Origin of the sequence: Thermatribacter velox (assembly GCF_038396615.1) — a bacterium.
Classification (GTDB): domain Bacteria; phylum Atribacterota; class Atribacteria; order Atribacterales; family Thermatribacteraceae; genus Thermatribacter; species Thermatribacter velox.
This window is the reverse complement of record NZ_CP121689.1, coordinates 2074194-2091206: the sequence shown is the minus strand read 5'-3', so window position 1 is coordinate 2091206 and position 17013 is coordinate 2074194. Positions and strand designations below refer to the sequence as shown.

Annotated in this window: 18 protein-coding genes; 10 read left to right on the top strand and 8 right to left on the bottom strand. The window is 44.5% G+C overall.

The window, feature by feature from the left end; all coding sequences use genetic code 11:
• Positions 1-13 precede the first annotated feature (13 nt).
• The gene (locus QBE54_RS10490; RefSeq protein WP_369018140.1) at positions 14-1087 is read left to right on the top strand and encodes a trimethylamine corrinoid protein 2; all 1074 of its coding nucleotides are present in this window, start codon (positions 14-16) and stop codon (positions 1085-1087) included.
• 56 nt (positions 1088-1143) lie between these two features.
• Positions 1144-3153, top strand: coding sequence for an alpha-amylase family protein (locus QBE54_RS10485; protein WP_369018139.1), 2010 nt, complete (start codon positions 1144-1146; stop codon positions 3151-3153).
• Positions 3154-3179: 26 nt separating this feature from the next.
• Here QBE54_RS10485 and QBE54_RS10480 read toward each other — a convergent pair whose 3' ends face one another.
• The 6 genes from QBE54_RS10480 to QBE54_RS10455 all read right to left on the bottom strand — a co-directional run bounded on the left by QBE54_RS10480 (position 3180) and on the right by QBE54_RS10455 (position 8421).
• On the bottom strand, positions 3180-4067 hold the full coding sequence (locus QBE54_RS10480; protein ID WP_369018138.1) for a sugar phosphate isomerase/epimerase family protein: 888 nt from the start codon (positions 4065-4067) through the stop codon (positions 3180-3182).
• Between the two features lie 13 nt (positions 4068-4080).
• A complete protein-coding gene (locus tag QBE54_RS10475; protein ID WP_369018137.1) occupies positions 4081-5367 on the bottom strand; it encodes a TRAP transporter large permease in 1287 nt (428 codons plus the stop codon).
• Between the two features lie 13 nt (positions 5368-5380).
• Positions 5381-5851, bottom strand: a complete 471-nt coding sequence (locus tag QBE54_RS10470; RefSeq protein ID WP_369018136.1) for a TRAP transporter small permease — start codon at positions 5849-5851, stop codon at positions 5381-5383.
• Between the two features lie 91 nt (positions 5852-5942).
• Entirely contained in the window at positions 5943-6944 is a 1002-nt protein-coding gene (locus QBE54_RS10465; protein ID WP_369018135.1) for a TRAP transporter substrate-binding protein, read from the bottom strand.
• A gap of 66 nt (positions 6945-7010) precedes the next feature.
• Positions 7011-7676, bottom strand: a complete 666-nt coding sequence (locus tag QBE54_RS10460) for an aspartate/glutamate racemase family protein (RefSeq protein ID WP_369018134.1) — start codon at positions 7674-7676, stop codon at positions 7011-7013.
• 37 nt (positions 7677-7713) lie between these two features.
• Complete coding sequence (locus QBE54_RS10455) at positions 7714-8421, bottom strand: FadR/GntR family transcriptional regulator (RefSeq protein WP_369018133.1); 708 nt, start codon at positions 8419-8421, stop codon at positions 7714-7716.
• 136 nt (positions 8422-8557) lie between these two features.
• Between QBE54_RS10455 and QBE54_RS10450 the strand changes: the two genes are divergently transcribed.
• Complete coding sequence (locus tag QBE54_RS10450; protein WP_369018132.1) at positions 8558-9502, top strand: sugar-binding transcriptional regulator; 945 nt, start codon at positions 8558-8560, stop codon at positions 9500-9502.
• 90 nt (positions 9503-9592) lie between these two features.
• The gene (gene rpiB / locus QBE54_RS10445; protein WP_369018131.1) at positions 9593-10063 is read left to right on the top strand and encodes a ribose 5-phosphate isomerase B; all 471 of its coding nucleotides are present in this window, start codon (positions 9593-9595) and stop codon (positions 10061-10063) included.
• Positions 10064-10148: 85 nt separating this feature from the next.
• On the opposite strand, the gene QBE54_RS10440 is transcribed toward rpiB, so the two are convergent.
• Positions 10149-10775: a hypothetical protein gene (locus QBE54_RS10440; RefSeq protein WP_369018130.1), complete on the bottom strand. Its 627-nt coding sequence runs from the start codon at positions 10773-10775 to the stop codon at positions 10149-10151.
• A gap of 117 nt (positions 10776-10892) precedes the next feature.
• On the opposite strand from QBE54_RS10440, the gene QBE54_RS10435 reads away from it, so the two are divergent.
• The 6 genes from QBE54_RS10435 to QBE54_RS10410 are packed head-to-tail and all read left to right on the top strand — an operon-like array spanning position 10893 to position 15867.
• Positions 10893-11978, top strand: a complete 1086-nt coding sequence (locus QBE54_RS10435) for an LptF/LptG family permease (RefSeq protein WP_369018129.1) — start codon at positions 10893-10895, stop codon at positions 11976-11978.
• Complete coding sequence (locus QBE54_RS10430) at positions 11975-12664, top strand: tetratricopeptide repeat protein (RefSeq protein ID WP_369018128.1); 690 nt, start codon at positions 11975-11977, stop codon at positions 12662-12664. Before QBE54_RS10435 ends, QBE54_RS10430 begins: the two co-directional genes overlap by 4 nt.
• Positions 12654-13862 (top strand): tetratricopeptide repeat protein, encoded by a 1209-nt coding sequence (locus tag QBE54_RS10425; RefSeq protein WP_369018127.1) that lies wholly within the window; start codon positions 12654-12656, stop codon positions 13860-13862. Before QBE54_RS10430 ends, QBE54_RS10425 begins: the two co-directional genes overlap by 11 nt.
• 9 nt (positions 13863-13871) lie before the next feature.
• Positions 13872-14471, top strand: a complete 600-nt coding sequence (locus tag QBE54_RS10420) for an RNA polymerase sigma factor (RefSeq protein WP_369018126.1) — start codon at positions 13872-13874, stop codon at positions 14469-14471.
• 39 nt (positions 14472-14510) lie between these two features.
• Entirely contained in the window at positions 14511-15011 is a 501-nt protein-coding gene (locus tag QBE54_RS10415) for an isoamylase early set domain-containing protein (RefSeq protein ID WP_369018125.1), read from the top strand.
• A gap of 1 nt (position 15012) precedes the next feature.
• Positions 15013-15867 carry a hypothetical protein gene (locus QBE54_RS10410; protein WP_369018124.1) on the top strand — a complete coding sequence of 285 codons (855 nt, stop codon included), beginning with the start codon at positions 15013-15015 and terminating at the stop codon, positions 15865-15867.
• A gap of 33 nt (positions 15868-15900) precedes the next feature.
• Here QBE54_RS10410 and QBE54_RS10405 read toward each other — a convergent pair whose 3' ends face one another.
• On the bottom strand, positions 15901-16959 hold the full coding sequence (locus QBE54_RS10405) for a 3-isopropylmalate dehydrogenase (RefSeq protein ID WP_369018123.1): 1059 nt from the start codon (positions 16957-16959) through the stop codon (positions 15901-15903).
• Positions 16960-17013: the final 54 nt, after the last annotated feature.

Below are 17013 nucleotides of genomic sequence, written 5' to 3'. Positions count from 1 at the left end.
ACCAGATTGGGAAATGGCTAAAAAAAGATTTACAGCCTGGTGGGAGCGTTCCAAAATTGGTAGACCCGCTTTGAGAATTATTGCCAGGCTTAAAGAGCCGCTGGAACCCTTGGAAGATGCGGACAATCCTGCTTCACCTTTGGATTTTCATCTCGATGTCGAAAGAAGAATCAAGGAGCTTCGCAACTTTTGCAGAACACATCTTTTTCTGGGAGAGTCCTTTCCTGCTTTGGATATAAACATAGGGCCGCTTTCGGTGGCGACTTATCTGGGGGCGGAACCTGTTTTTGCCTGGGATACGGTTTGGTACCATCCTTGTGCAACTCCAATTGGTGAAAAGCTGCGGGAACAGTGCTGGGAGAACAATGACTGGTGGAAAACGCATCTCGATGCAATACGCAGGGCCAAAGTTCTGGCAGGGGAAGACTTTTTGGTCAACATTCCGGATATGGGAGAAAATCTGGATGTACTGGCGGTGTTGCGAGGCGCACAGGAGTTTATCTACGATCTCATCGATAACCCGCAGGAAGTTAAAAAGTTAATTCAAAAATTAGACGAGCTGTATTTTGTTTTTTATGACCAGATATACGAGTTAGTCAAAGGTCCTGAAGGGGGTAGCAGCTATACCACTTTTGAAATCTGGGGACCTGGCAAAACTGCAAAAGTTCAGTGCGATTTTTCGGCACTTATGTCACCGAAGCAGTTCAAAGAGTTTTTTTTGCCTTCTCTGAGTTATCAGTGTAGCAAGTTAGATTATACCCTTTATCATCTGGATGGGGTGGATGCAATAAAACATCTCCCAGCGCTGCTCGAAGTTAAAGATCTTGACGCGCTGCAATGGACACCTGGTGCTGGTAAACCTGACGGGGGAAGCGAAGAATGGTATCCAATATATGATAAAGCAAGGGAAGCGGGCAAATCGCTTTGGATAAAAATAGAAGATGGTAATTTCGACGACTGGATAAATGAAGCCGAGAGTTTGGTAAAACGTTATGGAGCAAGCGGCCTTTATCTTCTATTTCCTGAAATGGAACTAGAAATGGCTCGAGAGCTCTTGAAAAGAGCGGAAGAGAATTGGGATCGTTGAGCAAACGTACGTATTTAGAAGGAGTACTGGTTTTTATGTTCTGAGGAGGAAAAATTATGAGTCCTTTACCATTCCGCCAGGTACACCTGGATTTCCACACTTCCCCCTTCATCCCTGATGTTGCTCAGGATTTTGATCCTGAAGAGTTTGCCCAGACCCTCCTTGAAGCCCGGGTGAACTCCATCAACATATTTGCTCGCTGTCATCATGGATACTGCTACTATCCAACCAAGGTGGGTAAAATGCACCCCTCCCTTAAGCGAGACCTTCTGGGAGAGATGATTGAAGCCCTGCACCAAAGAGGTATTCGCTGCCCTATCTACACTTCAGTAGCCTGGGATGAACTCTCTGCTTCCGAGCATCCTGACTGGAGACAGATTGATTCTCAGGGTAGACTAATAGGCCGAGCACCACTTGAGAACAAAGGCTGGCAGTTTCTATGCCTGAACTCTCCTTATCTTGACTACCTGGAAGAGCACGTTAAAGAGCTCATAGAACTCTATGGAGCAGAAATAGATGGCCTTTGGTTTGACATCATCATCCAGCATCCTGATGGCTGTTTCTGTCCTCACTGCCAAAAGAGCATGCACAGTAAGGGCTTACGAGTCGATGTGAAAGAAGACCGCTTGCAACACAACCTGCTTGTAGAAAGGAAAGCCATGCAGCACCTCTCGCAGCTTGTAAAGAGCAAACTTCCTGAAGCCCTGGTGGTTTTTAATGCCAGGATGCGTCTTCAACAAGAACCCCAGAAGGGTCTTCGTTCTGAAATTGATTATATGACACATCTGGAAATCGAGTCTCTTCCTACAGGAGGATGGGGTTACCTGCACTTTCCCATGATGGCAAGATATTGCCTACCTTTGGGTAAAGAAGTTGTAGGCATGACCGGACGTTTCCACCTCATATGGGGGGATTTCGGCGGCCTCAAAAGCAAGGCAGCCTTACTTTACGAATGCTTTCGGTGTCTGGCACTTGGTGCTAAGTGTTCAATTGGAGATCAGCTTCATCCCCGGGGCAAATTGGATGAGGTAACCTACAAATTAATAGGTTCGGTGTATGAAGAAGTAGCAAAAAAAGAAAAGTGGTGTGAGGGAGCGGAACTTCAAGCTGATATTGGGGTTTTAGTTTGTTCAAGATCCGAGGGACCTGCCCTGGGTTTTGGAGAAATTTATGGAAAAGCATCAGATGAGGGAGCTACTCTTTTACTTACTGAACTCCATCACCAGTTTCATCTCATTGATAAAGAAAGTGATTTTGACCACTATTTTTTGATTATTGCCCCCGACGAAGTACTGTTTGATGCTCAGTTGGTTCAAAAAATAAGGTGTTTTCTGGAAAAAGGTGGAAAGCTGATTTTGAGCCACGAGTCTGGATTGGATATAAATAAGAAAGATTTTGCCTTGCCCGAGCTGGGGCTTCGTTATCTTGGTCCCTCGCCTTTCGAGCAGGAATATCTGCGGATAAGCGAAGTTTTACCGTCGCTGGATCAAAAATACGACTATATTCTTTATGAACGAGGAAGTAGAGTTTCGCTACTTTCTGAGAAGGGAGAAATCCTGGGAAGGTTGGTCCGCCCCTACTTTAACCGGAGTTGGAAAGCCTTTTGTTCGCACGGACAGACTCCGCCTGCAGAGCTTACCGAGGAACCAGCCATTGTTCAGATTGGGGGGGTAATTTACATTACCCATCCTATTTTCGCTATGTACAGAAAGTGGGCTTATCCGGTGTACAGAAAGGTTGTTGGAGGTTGTATTGATAGGCTTTTGCCATTTTCTCTAGTTAGGGTTTCCAATTTTCCAGTTTCAGGAGAAATAACAGTACTCCGTAAAGAGAGTTCCCTTTTGCTACATCTACTATATTTCCCCATCACCAGCAAAGGGGAGTTGCAGGTGGTAGAAGACCTTATACCCTTGCAAGATGTAAGGATTTCTTTAAGAGTTGATTTTAATGTTGAAAGGGTAAGATGTATCCCGGAAGATCAGATCTTACCATTTCAACAAGACGGAAAGTACATAAGCTTTACGGTTCCTAAAATTGAAGGACACCAGATGATTATCGTTGAATAGGTGCTGGCGATTAACTATTTCAATTTTTAGATTTTATCCGGGTTTAGGTTCCGCTCGAGGAAGCCAACTGCTTCCTTTATCATGGCTTCTACTTTTTCGAGTGGCTTCGTATGGTCTTTTATTTCAAAAGGTTCCCAGTTTTTGCTTTCGCAGAAGTAGGTTACTTCTATGGTGATCGGCAGGATTTCGTTTCGCTGGGTTAGGAACTGACAGATGGCTTCGAAGTCAATGACGCCCTGACCGGGGATACAATTACTTATTATCAACTCACCATTGCCTTTTTCTACCTTTACGTCTTTAAAGTGGAGTAATTTAGTGAACGGTAGAGCTTTACTTAATTCATCCAGGAAATTAATTTTGCCACGGTTTGCATAATAGGCATTACCAAAATCATAAGACAGACCTAAGTAGGGAGAATTTACTTTTTTCAGAATTCTTTGGGCATCATCGGCATTTTGAATTATGTCTCCAGGCATGCCGGTTTCAAGACATACCACTATACCCAACTCTTCCGCTCTTTTTTCGATTCGTTCCAGATTGCTCAAGAAACGCTGTTCTTCTGACTTTGGTCCTTCAACTGTGGCAATATATTGAGCGCCTATGTTTTTGGCAAACTCCATTTTTTTGTAAAAGAGGTCCAAATCCTTTTCGGTTATCAAAAACATGTGGCCACTGAAACTTATAGATTCCAGTCCATAATCTTCCATCATGCGACGTATTTCGCGAGCTTTAGTGTAATTTTCTTCGTTTATGTGAACTCCGTATCCTTCTCCCCTAAAGCCGGTTGAAGGAGGCCTGATCCAGTCCAGGTCTACATATTTTATTCCCAGCTTGGAAAGGCTTTGAAAAGTTGTTTTCAGGTCATATCCACGGTATATAACTGTTCCAATCGAAACTGGCCACGTTTTTCCCATTGCTTTTCCTCCTTTATTTGCCAAAAATTAAGCTTGGCAACCACAGGGAGAGTTGGGGTATAAAGGTTACCACCAGCAGGGAAAGCAGAAGCGGTAAGAGCCAGGGTACAATGTATTTGGTTATGCGCTCGAAGGGTATACCGGTGACAATGCTGCCCATATAAAGACTCATGCCGACTGGTGGTGTCAAAAGTCCAATCATAAGATTTAGCACGATGACAATGCCAATGTGGACTGGATCGACACCTGCTCGTACCAACATTGGGGTTACCAGGGGAGTTATTACCAATATGGCTGATATAGACTCCATAAAGGTGCCGATAGCCAGAAGAAGTAAGTTGGTGAAAAGCAAAAGCACTATGGGGTTTTGAGAAACGGAAAGCATTAAAGAGGTTAGATTCTGGGGAACTTGGGCAACAGTAAGGCACCAGGCAAAAATAGAAGCCGAGGCAACAGTAAACATTATCAATGCTGTAGACCGAATGGCTTCTTTGACTGCCAGCCAAAACTTTTGTAGCGAAAGTTCTCTGTAGACGAAACGGCTTATCAAAATGGTATATACACAAGCTACCGCTCCTATTTCCGTGGGTCCAAACCACCCCATAAGGAGGCTTCCCACCAGAAAAGGAGGTAGTATCAAGATAGGCAGGGTTTCTTTGATAGTTTTCCATTTTTCTCGGGAGCTCGATGTTGAGATGTGAACCGGATAATTTTTTCTTTTAGCGAAAAAAGCGATGAGAACACAGAGAAAAGCAGCAATGAGAATGCCAGGTATAACACCGGCTATTAATAGTCTTACCCCGGAAACTTCAGCCACAGCAGCATAAATGATTAAAGGGATACTGGGCGGGAAAATAGGTCCGATGGTGCCAGAGGCAAGAGTTATACCTACTGAAGCTTCATCACTGTAGCCTTCATCGCGCATTGCTTTCATTTCAATATTTCCCAGGCCTCCTACGTCAGCAAGGGCAGCTCCCGAGATTCCCGAGAAAATCAAACTTGCTAAAACATTCACGTAAGCCAGACCACCTCTTACTGATCCAACAAAAAGCTTTGCCGCGTCAAAAATCCTCCTGGTAAGCTGGGTAGTATTCATGAGTGAACCCAGAAAAATGAACAGAGGTACCGCCAACAGCGGAAAAGAGTAACTAATGGAGTTCACCATGCGTTGTGCAACGCAGGTAATAGGAAGGCCGTTTAGCAAAAGATAGAGGGCGCTTGATATTACAAAGCTGACCCCAAGTGGTACTTTGAGGAGCAATAGTATACCAAAGCAGAGAAGCAGTAGTATTCCGCTCACTTTTTCTCCCCTCTCATCTTTCCATAAAAACCTGAATTATCCTGTTCGTTATGAAAAAGCTGGAAAAAACAATCCCCGTGATTGGTGCTGCATAGAGTATGATGCTGGGAATTCTAAGGGCTGCGGTGGGGACATCCCAGATGCTCTCAAGCAGCATAACGCTACTGAACATAAAGATTACCACAAATCCTAAACTTAAGGATTGCGATATCAGATTAACCAGTCGGTCAGCTTTGGGACTCAAAAATCTTTTCAATACTTCAACTTTAATGTGGGCTTCTTCTGCAAAAAGGACAGGAACCATCATAAAAAGCAAAACCAGGTGGGCTAACCTCGAGCTTTCATCCAGTTGGGGAAAGCCAAGCATAAAAATATTGCGCAAGATGATTTGGGTAAACACAAAAAGCATCAGAGCAACAAGTGATATCTTAGCGATGAGCTCACAGCAACGACTTACTTTTTCTAAAAACGAATTTCCTTTCATCGTCCATTTACACCTCTTGTTTTCAAAAAGAGAGGCTCCCCTCTCCAAAGAGCTATCTCCTCTTTGGAGAGGGGAGCCCTACATTACAAGATCACTTCATGGCCTTTACTTTTTCGTAAAATTCGCCATATTTTTCTCCGAATCTCTCCTGTACAAGTTTCCAAACGCTTGCTTTGAATGCCTCGATATCAAGTCCTTCGTCGGGTCCAATTACAGTCATACCCTTTTCTTTAAGGGCTTGAATGTCATTTTGTTCGGATTCGATGGTCCATTGAGTAGCTGTTTTACTGGCTTCAGCGGCTGCTTCTTGAATAGCCTGCTGGATTTCTGGAGAGAGTTTTTGCCATGTCTTTTCATTCATGACAACCACTTCGGCACCCATTATGTGTCCTGTTAGCATAAGGTATTTTTGAGTTTCATAGAGCTTGTTGGCAAGCACCACATTCACGGGATTTTCCTGGCCATTTACTGCGCCTGTGGCAAGGGCTGTTGGAACTTCAGCCCAGTCTATTGGTACCGCAATTGCTCCCAGACCTTCTACAGCAGTCATGTAAATGGGGAATGGTATAGCCCTGATTTTGACTCCCTTGAGGTCTTCTGGCTTGTAAATGGGCCTATCACATGTCAGATGTCTGGTTCCAAAATAAAAAGTATATAAGACTCGCACATTGCGGGCATTGACAAGCTGTTGAGATAATGACTGCATAATTGGCGAGGTTTGTGGGTCGGTAACTTTCAGGAGATGATCCACGCTCTCGTACAGATAGGGGGTATCGAAAGCTTCAAATGGTTGGTAGAGAGAACCGATACCTGCCATGGTGTTATGGTGAAGCGCAACTGTGCCCATACTTACCATTTCAGCTTGTTCTTGGAGATTACCCAGCTGAGAGGAAGGGTATACTTCGACTCTTACTGCCCCTCCGGTTTTTTCCTCAACGAGTTTTGCAAAGTAATCAGCTTGTCTTCCAGCTACGCTTGTCGGAGAATTCATGTGAGCATATTTTAGGGTTATTTTGCTGGCTGCAAAGGCGGAAGCACCAAAAACCAGAAGCACCATCATTACCCCTATAAGAAGAAAGATTTTCTTTCTCACGCTTTTCACCACCTTGCTTTCTGAAAAATTATCTTAAGCTTTTTAAAAAAACCCCAAAAACTTAGCCTATCTACCACCCCCCATAAAGTATTGTTTGAGAGCCCTTACGCCCATTTCTGGGCTCGAAAAGACTCTTTTCCCAGTAAGGGATGCTAACTCTTTTTCCATTCTGGCCATGGAACCTTGAGCAAGCACAAAAGCATCTACCTCGCTGGCCAGCTCGAGGGCCGCTTGCTTAATGAGCTGGTCATGTTCTGCTAAGTTACCCTTCATTAGGGCTTCAAAAGCTCCTTTTGCCAGGGCATCTTTAATCTCTATTTTCTTGTTTAGCTTGGAAGCTTCAGAGAGAACAAGTCGCTTGGTGGGTCCCAGAGTGGTCGGCAGGGTAGCCAGAACACCTATCTTCTCGGCCATTTTCACTGCTTCCTGGGCCATGGGCTGATCAATTTTGAAAATGGGTTTGTCGAAAAGTGGCTGAAGGAGGTCTACCACTTCTCCCACCGAAGAACAGGTGTTGAGTATTGCATCAGCGCCACTTTCAAAACCTATCTCGTAACACATAAGAAGTCTTCTTTTGACGCTTTTAGTTGGTCCATCCTTGCTTATTACTTCACCTATGAGGCTGTCGTCGACAATATTAACAAGTTGCGCTTCCGGAAAAACTTCTTTAAAAATCTTTTTTAAGGGTTCTACCAGGGCTAAGGCGGTATAAACGGCAGCTATTTTGACCAAGGGGATAACCTCCTTTTAAAAATTTTGGAAAAATTAGTTATGTTTCAAAGGCTCTCTTTTTCCATCCTTCAAGGATAGAAAGCACTACGCTGTGTATCTTTGATGCATCTTTGCTTTCCATCGCTTTTAGAATATTTTCATGGTCAGTTATAGCGCTCAGAGGGTCTATTGTAATCGAGCGAGCAATGGAATTTCTGAAAAGTTTAAGGGCTACAACACCTATTTTTTCAAGGTAAGGGTTCTTGCAACAAGCGAAAATAGCTTTGTGGAAAGCCATATCTTTTTTAGCTAATTCATCGGTCGGGTACTTCTTATTGAGAGCTTCTTTTAAGTCTGCCAGTATTTTTCTCAGGCGATTAAAATCTTCTTCAGTTGCTTTTTGGGCTGCTAAAGCGGTGAGAACAGGTTCTATGACGGCCCGGAATTCAAAAATATCTTCGCTGGAGCTGCTTTCTAAAAGAAAAGAGAAAATCAGGGGATTCAAATTTTCTCCAGAAGGTTTTTCAGGTATGTAGGTTCCTTTACCACGCACTGTTTTAACAATGCCGATTGCTTCCAACATTCTCAAAGCTTCTCGAACTGTGCTTCTGCTAACACCCAGCATATTGCAGAGCTCACTTTGGGGAGGAAGCCAATCACCAGGCTTGAGCTGGCGGGACAAAAGCGATTCCTCAATGCGCTCCAGCGTTAATCTCAACAGGGATAGATTACCTACTGGGCGGAAAACTTTGTTTTTGTCATTCATACTTATATGATATCATACATCAATACTTACCAACAAGCCCTACTAATTTGTTATCATTTAAAATGTTTGGTGAATGTTTTTGAAAAGCAATTCTTAGACTCCTATAATTTATTTTGTCGGGAGGGAATAGTTATTCATGACCAAAATCGAAGAAGACTTGATGGTTCGTATTGCCTGGTTGCACTATCAGGAAGGCATTACCTTGAGCGAAATAGCCGATCGTTTTGGCTTATCTCGACCTAAGGTTACCAGGTTGCTTGATAAAGCCAGGCGTAGCAAGATAGTGCGCTTTCTGATAGAAGCTCCTAATGCTCATCTTTTGTCTCTGGAAGAAGAACTCAAAAAAGTTTTTTTGCTCGAAGATGCTGTGGTTGTGCCCTCTTCTGAGGAAAAAGATGTAGCATATGAAAACGTAGGAAAGGGTGGCGCCATCTATCTCTATAGAGTTCTTCGCAAAGGCGATCTGGTTGGTGTTGGTTGGGGAAGTACCTTACGTTATATGGCTGATAACCTTATTCCCAAAGAAGAAGTCTATGATGTTCGCTTCGTTAGTTTAGCAGGCGGGCTTACGGTTGGCTCTTTTATGAACCCTTACAATATTGGAGAGCGTTTGGCCAGCGTTTATCGTGGAGAGTGTTATTATATACATGCTCCCAACGTTGTTGAATCTCCAGAACTTCGAGAATTTTACCTTGCAGAAAGGGTGAATCGTAAAACTTTTGAAATGGCGAAGAATGCTCGTTTGTCTTTTCTTGGTATTGGTGTAGTGCATCCGCAGTTTTCTACCTATATAAAGACTGGTTTTATAGATACGCAAGACATGGAGATTATCAGAAGAATGGGTGGAGTGGGTGATATATTTGGACAATTTTATGATATCGAGGGAAATATGCTGGATCTCGAGATTCACAGACGCACTATTGCTGTTTCTCCACTGGAATTGCGTAACATGCCGAATGTTATAGGTCTTGCAGGTGGTGTACGCAAAGTTGAGGCTATCCTTGGAGCAATTCGTGGGCGGTTTATTAAAATTCTGATTACTGATGAACTGACAGCTTTGAAATTGCTCGAAGTGGCATAATTTTTAAACGTTGTACTTTTTTTGAGAAAAAAGAGCCCAAAAGGGTCCGCTTTGAGTTCTTGAAAAAAGACGTAACAGGAGGTACATCATATGAAGATTGCTCTGGGTGCAGATCATGCCGGATACAGGTATAAGGAAGCCATTAAAGAAAAGCTTCAGGAAGCAGGTCATGAGGTGGTGGATTTTGGAACCAGTGATGAGCAGCCGATGGGAACAGCTCCTTTTGCTCAAAAAGTAGCCCGTGCAGTGGTTCTGGGTGAATGCGACCGTGGTATTCTGGTCTGTGGCACTGGTGGTGGTATGTCGGTTTGCGCTAATCGTTATCCCGGAGTAAGAGCGGTACTTTGCTTTAACGAGTTCACTGCAAAAATGGCTCGGGCGCACAACGATGCCAACATTCTGGTTATGGGCTCCCGGGTTACTCCTCTTGAAGAAGCACTGCGGTTTGTGGATATTTTTTTAAATACTCCTTTTGATGGTGGCAAATATGCCGAACGCCTGCGTTACCTGGAAGAGGTAGAAAAAGACGTTTTTCAGCTATTAAAAGAAAAATTTTCCTGAGTTGAGCGAGTTTTGGTTTATGTGCAGAGCCAAATTCCGCCAGGATTGGATTAAGGCATCAAACCACCCTGGCGGAATTGCATTTTTATGCAGGGGCTTCCGTTTCGGTGCTTCCGTATTTTAAAACTGCATAAGGAAGCCATATGGTTATAAAGAGATTGGCCAAAAAGAGGCCGATCACCGGTAACAAACTCAGCAGGAATTCGATTAAGACCATAAGAAAAACCGCTCCAAAATTACCTTGAGAGAAAACAAAACGAAAAGAAAAACTTACTGCCTTGTCAAAGCTGGCATTTTCTTTGGCTGCATGAGGTATGGCAGGAAGAAAAATGGATGCCAGGAGGATTCCTGGTATCAGATAGAGAAAAGTACCCAGGGCAACCAGAATGGCCACCACCAGGGCTGCGACCCCCACATTTCCTAAGCGCTCAGAAAGCCTTACCCAGGAATCCTGCAAAGAGGCTTTTTCTTCCTGCAGGTTTTTTTCAAGTAGAAGGGTAATCCAGGCCATGCTGAAGAGAACCACTATATAGCTGATTATGGTTACTGCAAAGACCTGCCAGCGCATCCCCATCAAAAAGGCGTTGCGGAGCCCCAGCGACAGTGCCAGTCCTATCAAGCTGGCTATGAGAGAAGGAATCAAAATCGAAGGAACTTTGCCAATGAGCTGAAAAGGGGTTTGAAAAGCATCCTGCAAGTTGATTTTAGCCATCGACCTCTCCCTCCTTTTGGTTGCTTTCTGCTACCATTTTAGCAGCTAAGCGCTTTTTCTGTCGACGGGATACTTTAATGGTAAAATAACTTAACCAAAAGAAGAAGGGAAGAAAGCATGTTTCCCAAAATTCTGGATCGCTATGTTATGCGCGAAAGCACTGTTTTGATGTTTACCTGGGTGGGCGCAGTCACCATTATAATGCTGGTGCAAACTCTTTTTGAACTGGCTGATTTTTTTGTGAATGAAAAAGTGCCCTTTCTGATTGTTCTCGAAATTCTTCTTCTGTATCTTCCTGCCCACATGGTCATGACTTTCCCGATTTCTAATCTTCTGGCTGCAGAACTCAGCTTGAGCCGTTTTTGCAGGGACAGCGAGCTCATCGCTGTTGAGGCCAGCGGGGTGAGCTTGAAACGCTTTCTGTTTCCTTACCTTTTTCTGGCACTTCTTGTGGCTTTTGGCTCTTTTCTTTTGAATGACCTGGTGGTTCCCGAAACCAACCATCGCGCCCAGAGCCTGGTGCGCTATTATGTTTATAAAGAAAGTCCTCCCCAAATAGAGCAAAACGTATTTTTCCGAGACGAAGAGAATCGTTACTTTTATGTGAATGAGGTAGATACTCGCACCTGGGAGATGAAAAAAGTGATTATTTACTTCCTGAAAAACGGCAACCAGTATCCTGAGGTGATCATTGCTAAGACCGCTTTCTGGCTGGAAGATAAATGGCTAATCAAAGATGGAGTGGTGCACCAGTTTAACGAGGAGGGAAAGCTGGTCAGGGAAATTGAATTTTCCGAAATGGAAATCGATATGCGACAGGAACTCAAGGAGTTTTTTGAAAAACAACGCACACCTGAAGAAATGTCCTCTCGCCAGCTAAAAAAACAGATTGAAATTCTCAAAAAAGCCGGCGCAAGAACCGAAAAAATGGAAGTTGCCTACTTTTTGAAATTTTCCATTCCCTTTTCGGCTGTGGTTTTCGTTATGGCGGGCATGCCACTTGGCATTCAGCGCACCAGAGACACTAAAGGCTTGGGAGTTATTGTGACAGTAATTCTGGCTTTTGCTTACTACATGTTGCTTTCTATCTTTCGCTCTTTAGGTCGTGGGGGGGTCATGGAGCCGTTGCTTGCTGCCTGGATGCCGGATGTAATCTTTGGCTTGATGGGCATAATTCTTTTCTGGAGTGTGGACCGACGATGAAAAAGCTTATGGCATGTCTTTTCATTGCTTTTGTGGTGCTAATTCTGAGCACCGCTTTTGCTGAAGAAGATGCTCAAAACTGTTTCGAAGAAGCCCAAAAGGCTCTCTGGAGTGGCAATACAGAGGAGGCATTGAAGCTTTTTGAAAAGTGTGCAGAGCAGGGGATAAGGCCTCATGATGCCTATTTTGAAATGGGGCTTATCTATTATCGAGAGGGAGAATATCTCAAGGCTTTTCGCATTTCCAAAAAGGCGATACGTGCTTTCAGGATGCACCTCAAGGCGCATCCTGAAGACCATCAAAGCTGGTTCCGTTTGGCTTATATATATGAACTGCGTAGCGAAGCGCCCTCGATTAGCGAGTGGGAAAAAGCCCGGGAAGCGCTTGAAGAGGCTTTGAAGCGCTCAGAGAACAACTCTCTTTACTTGCTGCATCTTGGCTATGTTTGTTATAAAATAGGAGACGTGGAGAAAGCGAAAGAGGCTTTTGAAGGGGTTGTCGCAATACAACCCTCCAATGCTTACGCCAGATACTATCTGGCACTTTTGGATCTTAAAGCCGGAAATATTGAACAGGCAAAAGCGGCCTTTTCGTGGATTGTTGAGAACTTACCCGAGAGTTCTCCTTTATATCAGGGAGCGAAGAAGGAACTTACCAGGCTGGAGGAAAAAAAAGATGAAGGATAAAAGCAAAATTGGTGTATATGGAATACTTATAGCTGGCATCCTCTGGATTGTGTTTCTAGCGGGGTGTCTCAATGGCGGTTTTTTGCAATATGGTTCTCTCAGAGGCCGGGTTTTGAGTGTAGCCGGAGCGCCTCTGGACGGTGTACTGGTGGAAGTTGCCAATCGATCTACTATCACCCTGGCAGACGGGAGTTTCTTAATTGATAGAGTGCCTACTGGAAAACGTTACGTATTTTTCTCACACCCTGACTATGCCGGGAAGGTTTTAGAAGTTGATATTGTTGCCGATACAATTTGCGATATTAATCCAGAAGGCGTGGTTTACCTTGCAGAGAAAACCCCGCAGACCCAGAGAGATTTTCTATTCGAAATTTATCAACTGGGTTTTTACGAGAGAGTTGTCGATGAGGCGAACAGTTTTCTTGTTCTTTATCCCCAGGATCCACTGCAGGGGGACGTGCTTTTTGTAAGAGGGGCTTCCCTGTATTACCTTGAAGAGTATGAGAAGTCGGTTGCTGACCTTAACGCTGTGGTCAATAGCTATCCAGATAGTGAGTTTGCAGATGATGCACAATATCTGCTTGCCAAAAGCTATGGCGAAGGCTACGGTGACTACTACCGGGCAATCAGCGAGTACCGTCGTCTTATTGAGCAATATCCCCAGAGTGACCTGGTGGGCGCTGCCTATTATGAAATCGGAGATTGTTACTACATTCTTGGCGACTATTTTAATGCCTACCAGTCCTATCAGCAGGCTCAAGAGTTTGGTGGGGAACTGGAAAGAAAATCCATCTATGCCATAGGCCACTGCATGTATAAGCTGAACAATTTCCTCGAGGCAGCCCGGTATTTTGATGAGTACGTCAATCGTTACCCTAATACTGACCTTTCTGATGATGCGCAGTATTTCGAAGGCGCTTCGCTTTATCGGGCAGAACGTTTTTCCGAGGCTCTACTTGCTTTTGAAGATTGTGTGGAAAAGTACCCTCAAGGTACCTGGTACAATGGTATTGCGATTGCTCCTGCTGCTCTTTTTCACAAAGGTCTCTGTCTTGAGCGCCTCCAGAGGTATACGGAAGCTTACCAGACTTATCTTTACATCATCAAAAATTATCCCGGAGCCAAATGGGCTGATGGTTCTTCGCTGATAAAGAGTGTTCGCTTTCGCATCGATTGGCTTAACCAGAACGTTTTTTAGCTAATATTTATGTCTTTAAAAAAAAACGACCGGGAAATAATTCAGGAAGTGCTGCAGGGCAATACAGAGCTTTTTCGTCTCCTGGTGCAGAAGTACGAGCGAGCAGTTTTCAACTATGTCTTTCGAATGGTACGCCAGCGCGAAGAGGCAGAGGACCTTACCCAGGAAACTTTTGTGAAAGCTTTTTGTGCCTTGCGCAAGTACGATTCTTCGTACGAGTTTTCTACCTGGATTTTCAGAATAGCCCTCAATGTGTGTAGAGATTTTTTTCGTCGTCGCAAGTTTGCCTTTCTTTCCCTTTCCCAACCTGTGGGAGAGGAGGGCGAAGAGGAACTGGAGCAGCTTGTTGAACAGAGCGCCTTTTCTGATCCCGACGGGGTGGTGCTTGATAAGGAAATGGTTTTGGAAATGGAAAAGGCGATTGCCCGCCTTCCTCTTAAATTGAGGGAGGTAATCGTCTTAAGACACATCGAGAATCTTTCTTATGAGGAAATCGCTAAAATCACTGGTTTGCCACTGGGAACGGTTAAAACTTATCTCCACCGGGCACGCAAGAAGTTAAAAGAGTGGTTGCAAGAATATTTTGGCCCGGATGTTTCTGAAACCTGAAGGGGGTAGGAAACGTATATATAAATGAAGGTGATAAGTATGGATAAAAGGAAGAACCTGGAACATTATCTGAGTTGTCTTCCTCGTTTTGAGCCCGGCGAGGATTTGAGCGACCGGGTAATGGAGAGAATTTATCAGAGAGAATCGTTGCTGGTTAGGTATCGCAGAGCTAAAAAGTTTGCAGTTTTTGCTCTGGCGGGAGTTTTCCTTTTGCTGATTTTTTTGACTAATCTCCCCTTGCTTCCGGAGTTCCAGGTTACCAACCTTGCAGGATACAGGACAGTGGAATTGATATTTTATCCTTCTTCGAAAAGCCCACGCACGGTGGCTGTGGCCGGTGATTTTACTAACTGGGATGCTTTAGCCATGCAAAAAGTCAGAGACGATTGCTGGAAGATCACCGTTCGTTTGAAGCCTGGTAAATATCAGTATGCTTTCGTCATTGATGGTCAGGAGTGGGTTCCAGATCCTGCTTCTCCACGCAAGGTTTCTGACGGCTTTGGCGGCTTTAACTCGGTTCTGGTGGTAAATGGTGGGTAGTATGCGTAGGTTCTTTTTTTTTGCTCTTTTTCTCTTCTTTAGTTTCTGGAGCTTTTTAGCTTTTGCTGCTGAAGAAAATGTGACTTCACTTATCCAGGGTGCTCCTTCTTTTTATGCAGAAGAGGACAAGGAATATCTCTTGCAGAGGGTATCTGAGATACTGGATGAAGTAAGGCAGGAGGGTATTTCTCCTGAACCCCTGGTGCTAAAGCTGGGAGAAGGTCTGAAAAAAAAGGTTCTCCCCTATAACCTGGTTAAAACCTTAGAACGCAAAAAAGATAGTTTGCTTCTGGCTAAAAAGACCTTGCAGGACGTTGATGCTCGGGTAGCCAACAAAGAGAATTTGCTTTACAATCTTGCTCTGGTTTTTGAGTCCTCTACTTCCCCCGAAGATTTGCAAAAGGTACTGGAGGAGATATTGCACAAGGATGGGAAGCGTCTGGAATCAGTTGTTGATTCGCTGGCTGCCTTTGTTGAACTGGGTTTTGCGCCAGACCAGGCAGGTTTGGTAATTGCTGGGGTTGTTCAAAAAGGGGCTACGCCCTCTGAGCTAAAAAAATTCACCAGGCTCCTGGAACGAGCACGTAGAGAAGGGATTGACCCTTCAAGAGTAGCGGCAGTACTTAGCGAAGCTGTGAATAAATACGACCACTTAAGTCTGGTGGAGATGGAGATCAAAAACCTCATTGCTTCTTCCAGGCAAAAGCCGAACGTGGAAGCAGGAGAAGGGGTGGTTATCAGTTCTCCAGGTATTACTTCTTCGGGCACACCTACCCAGGAAGGTGGAACTCCTCTTGAGGGAAGCAATGCGTCCTCAGGTCCTCCTACCCAGGAGGGAGGCACTCCTCTTGAGTGAGCAAAAACAGGGCGGGGTGCCCGCCCTGTTTTTTTATATGAAGGAGGCGATTAAGTCTCCTACTTCTTGTGTGGTCAGCCCCATCTTTCCGGCACTCATGCTTTTGATTTTTCCGGTTTCCAGGGCTTTTATGACCGCATTTTCTACTGCTTGTGATGCTTCACTTTCTCCAATGTTATCAAGGAGCATGCCTAAGGCACAGATAGCGGCTATGGGGTTAATCACGTTTTGACCTGTATATTTGGGTGCTGAACCACCGATAGGCTCAAACATGGAGACTCCTTCAGGATTAATGTTTCCTCCTGCTGCAACACCCATGCCTCCCTGAATCATGGCTCCAAGGTCGGTGATGATGTCACCAAACATGTTATCGGTTACAATAACGTCGAACCACTCGGGGTTTTTGACCATCCACATAGTGGTAGCATCCACGTGTGCATAGTCGGTTTGTACTTCTGGGTACTCCCTGGCCACTTCGTAAAAGGTTCGTTCCCAGAGGTCAAAGGCATAGGTGAGAACGTTGGTCTTTCCGCACAGAGTCAGTTTTTTCTTTTTGTTGCGCTTTATGGTGTATTCGAAGGCAAAGCGTATGCAACGTTCCACTCCTTTGCGAGTATTGATGGATTCTTGAATAGCGACCTCGAAAGGAGTTCCCTTACGCAAGAAGCCTCCAGCCCCAACGTACAGGCCTTCGGTGTTTTCGCGCACCACTACAAAGTCGATATCTTCTGGACCCTTATCTTTTATGGGGGTCCACACGTTTGGGTAGAGCTTGACAGGACGGAGATTTATATACTGGTCAAGCGAAAAACGTATTTTAAGCAAAATTCCCTGCTCCAGTATCCCGGGTTTTACGTCAGGATGGCCTATGGCACCAAGGTACAGTGCGTCAAGCTTTTTGAATTCTTCGATTGCTGAATCTGGCAGTGTTTCACCGGTTTTTTTGTAATGTTCTCCACCAAAGGGATAAACAATGGTTTCGTATTTGAAGCCATATTTCCTGGCTGCTGCTTCCAGTATTTTTAATCCCTCACGCACCACTTCCGGTCCAGTGCCGTCTCCAGGGATTACACCGATGCGGTAGTTTTTCATTTTTTGCCTCCTTCCCTGTTTGCTTTTTCAAGCATTATATTTTAATCTGAAAAG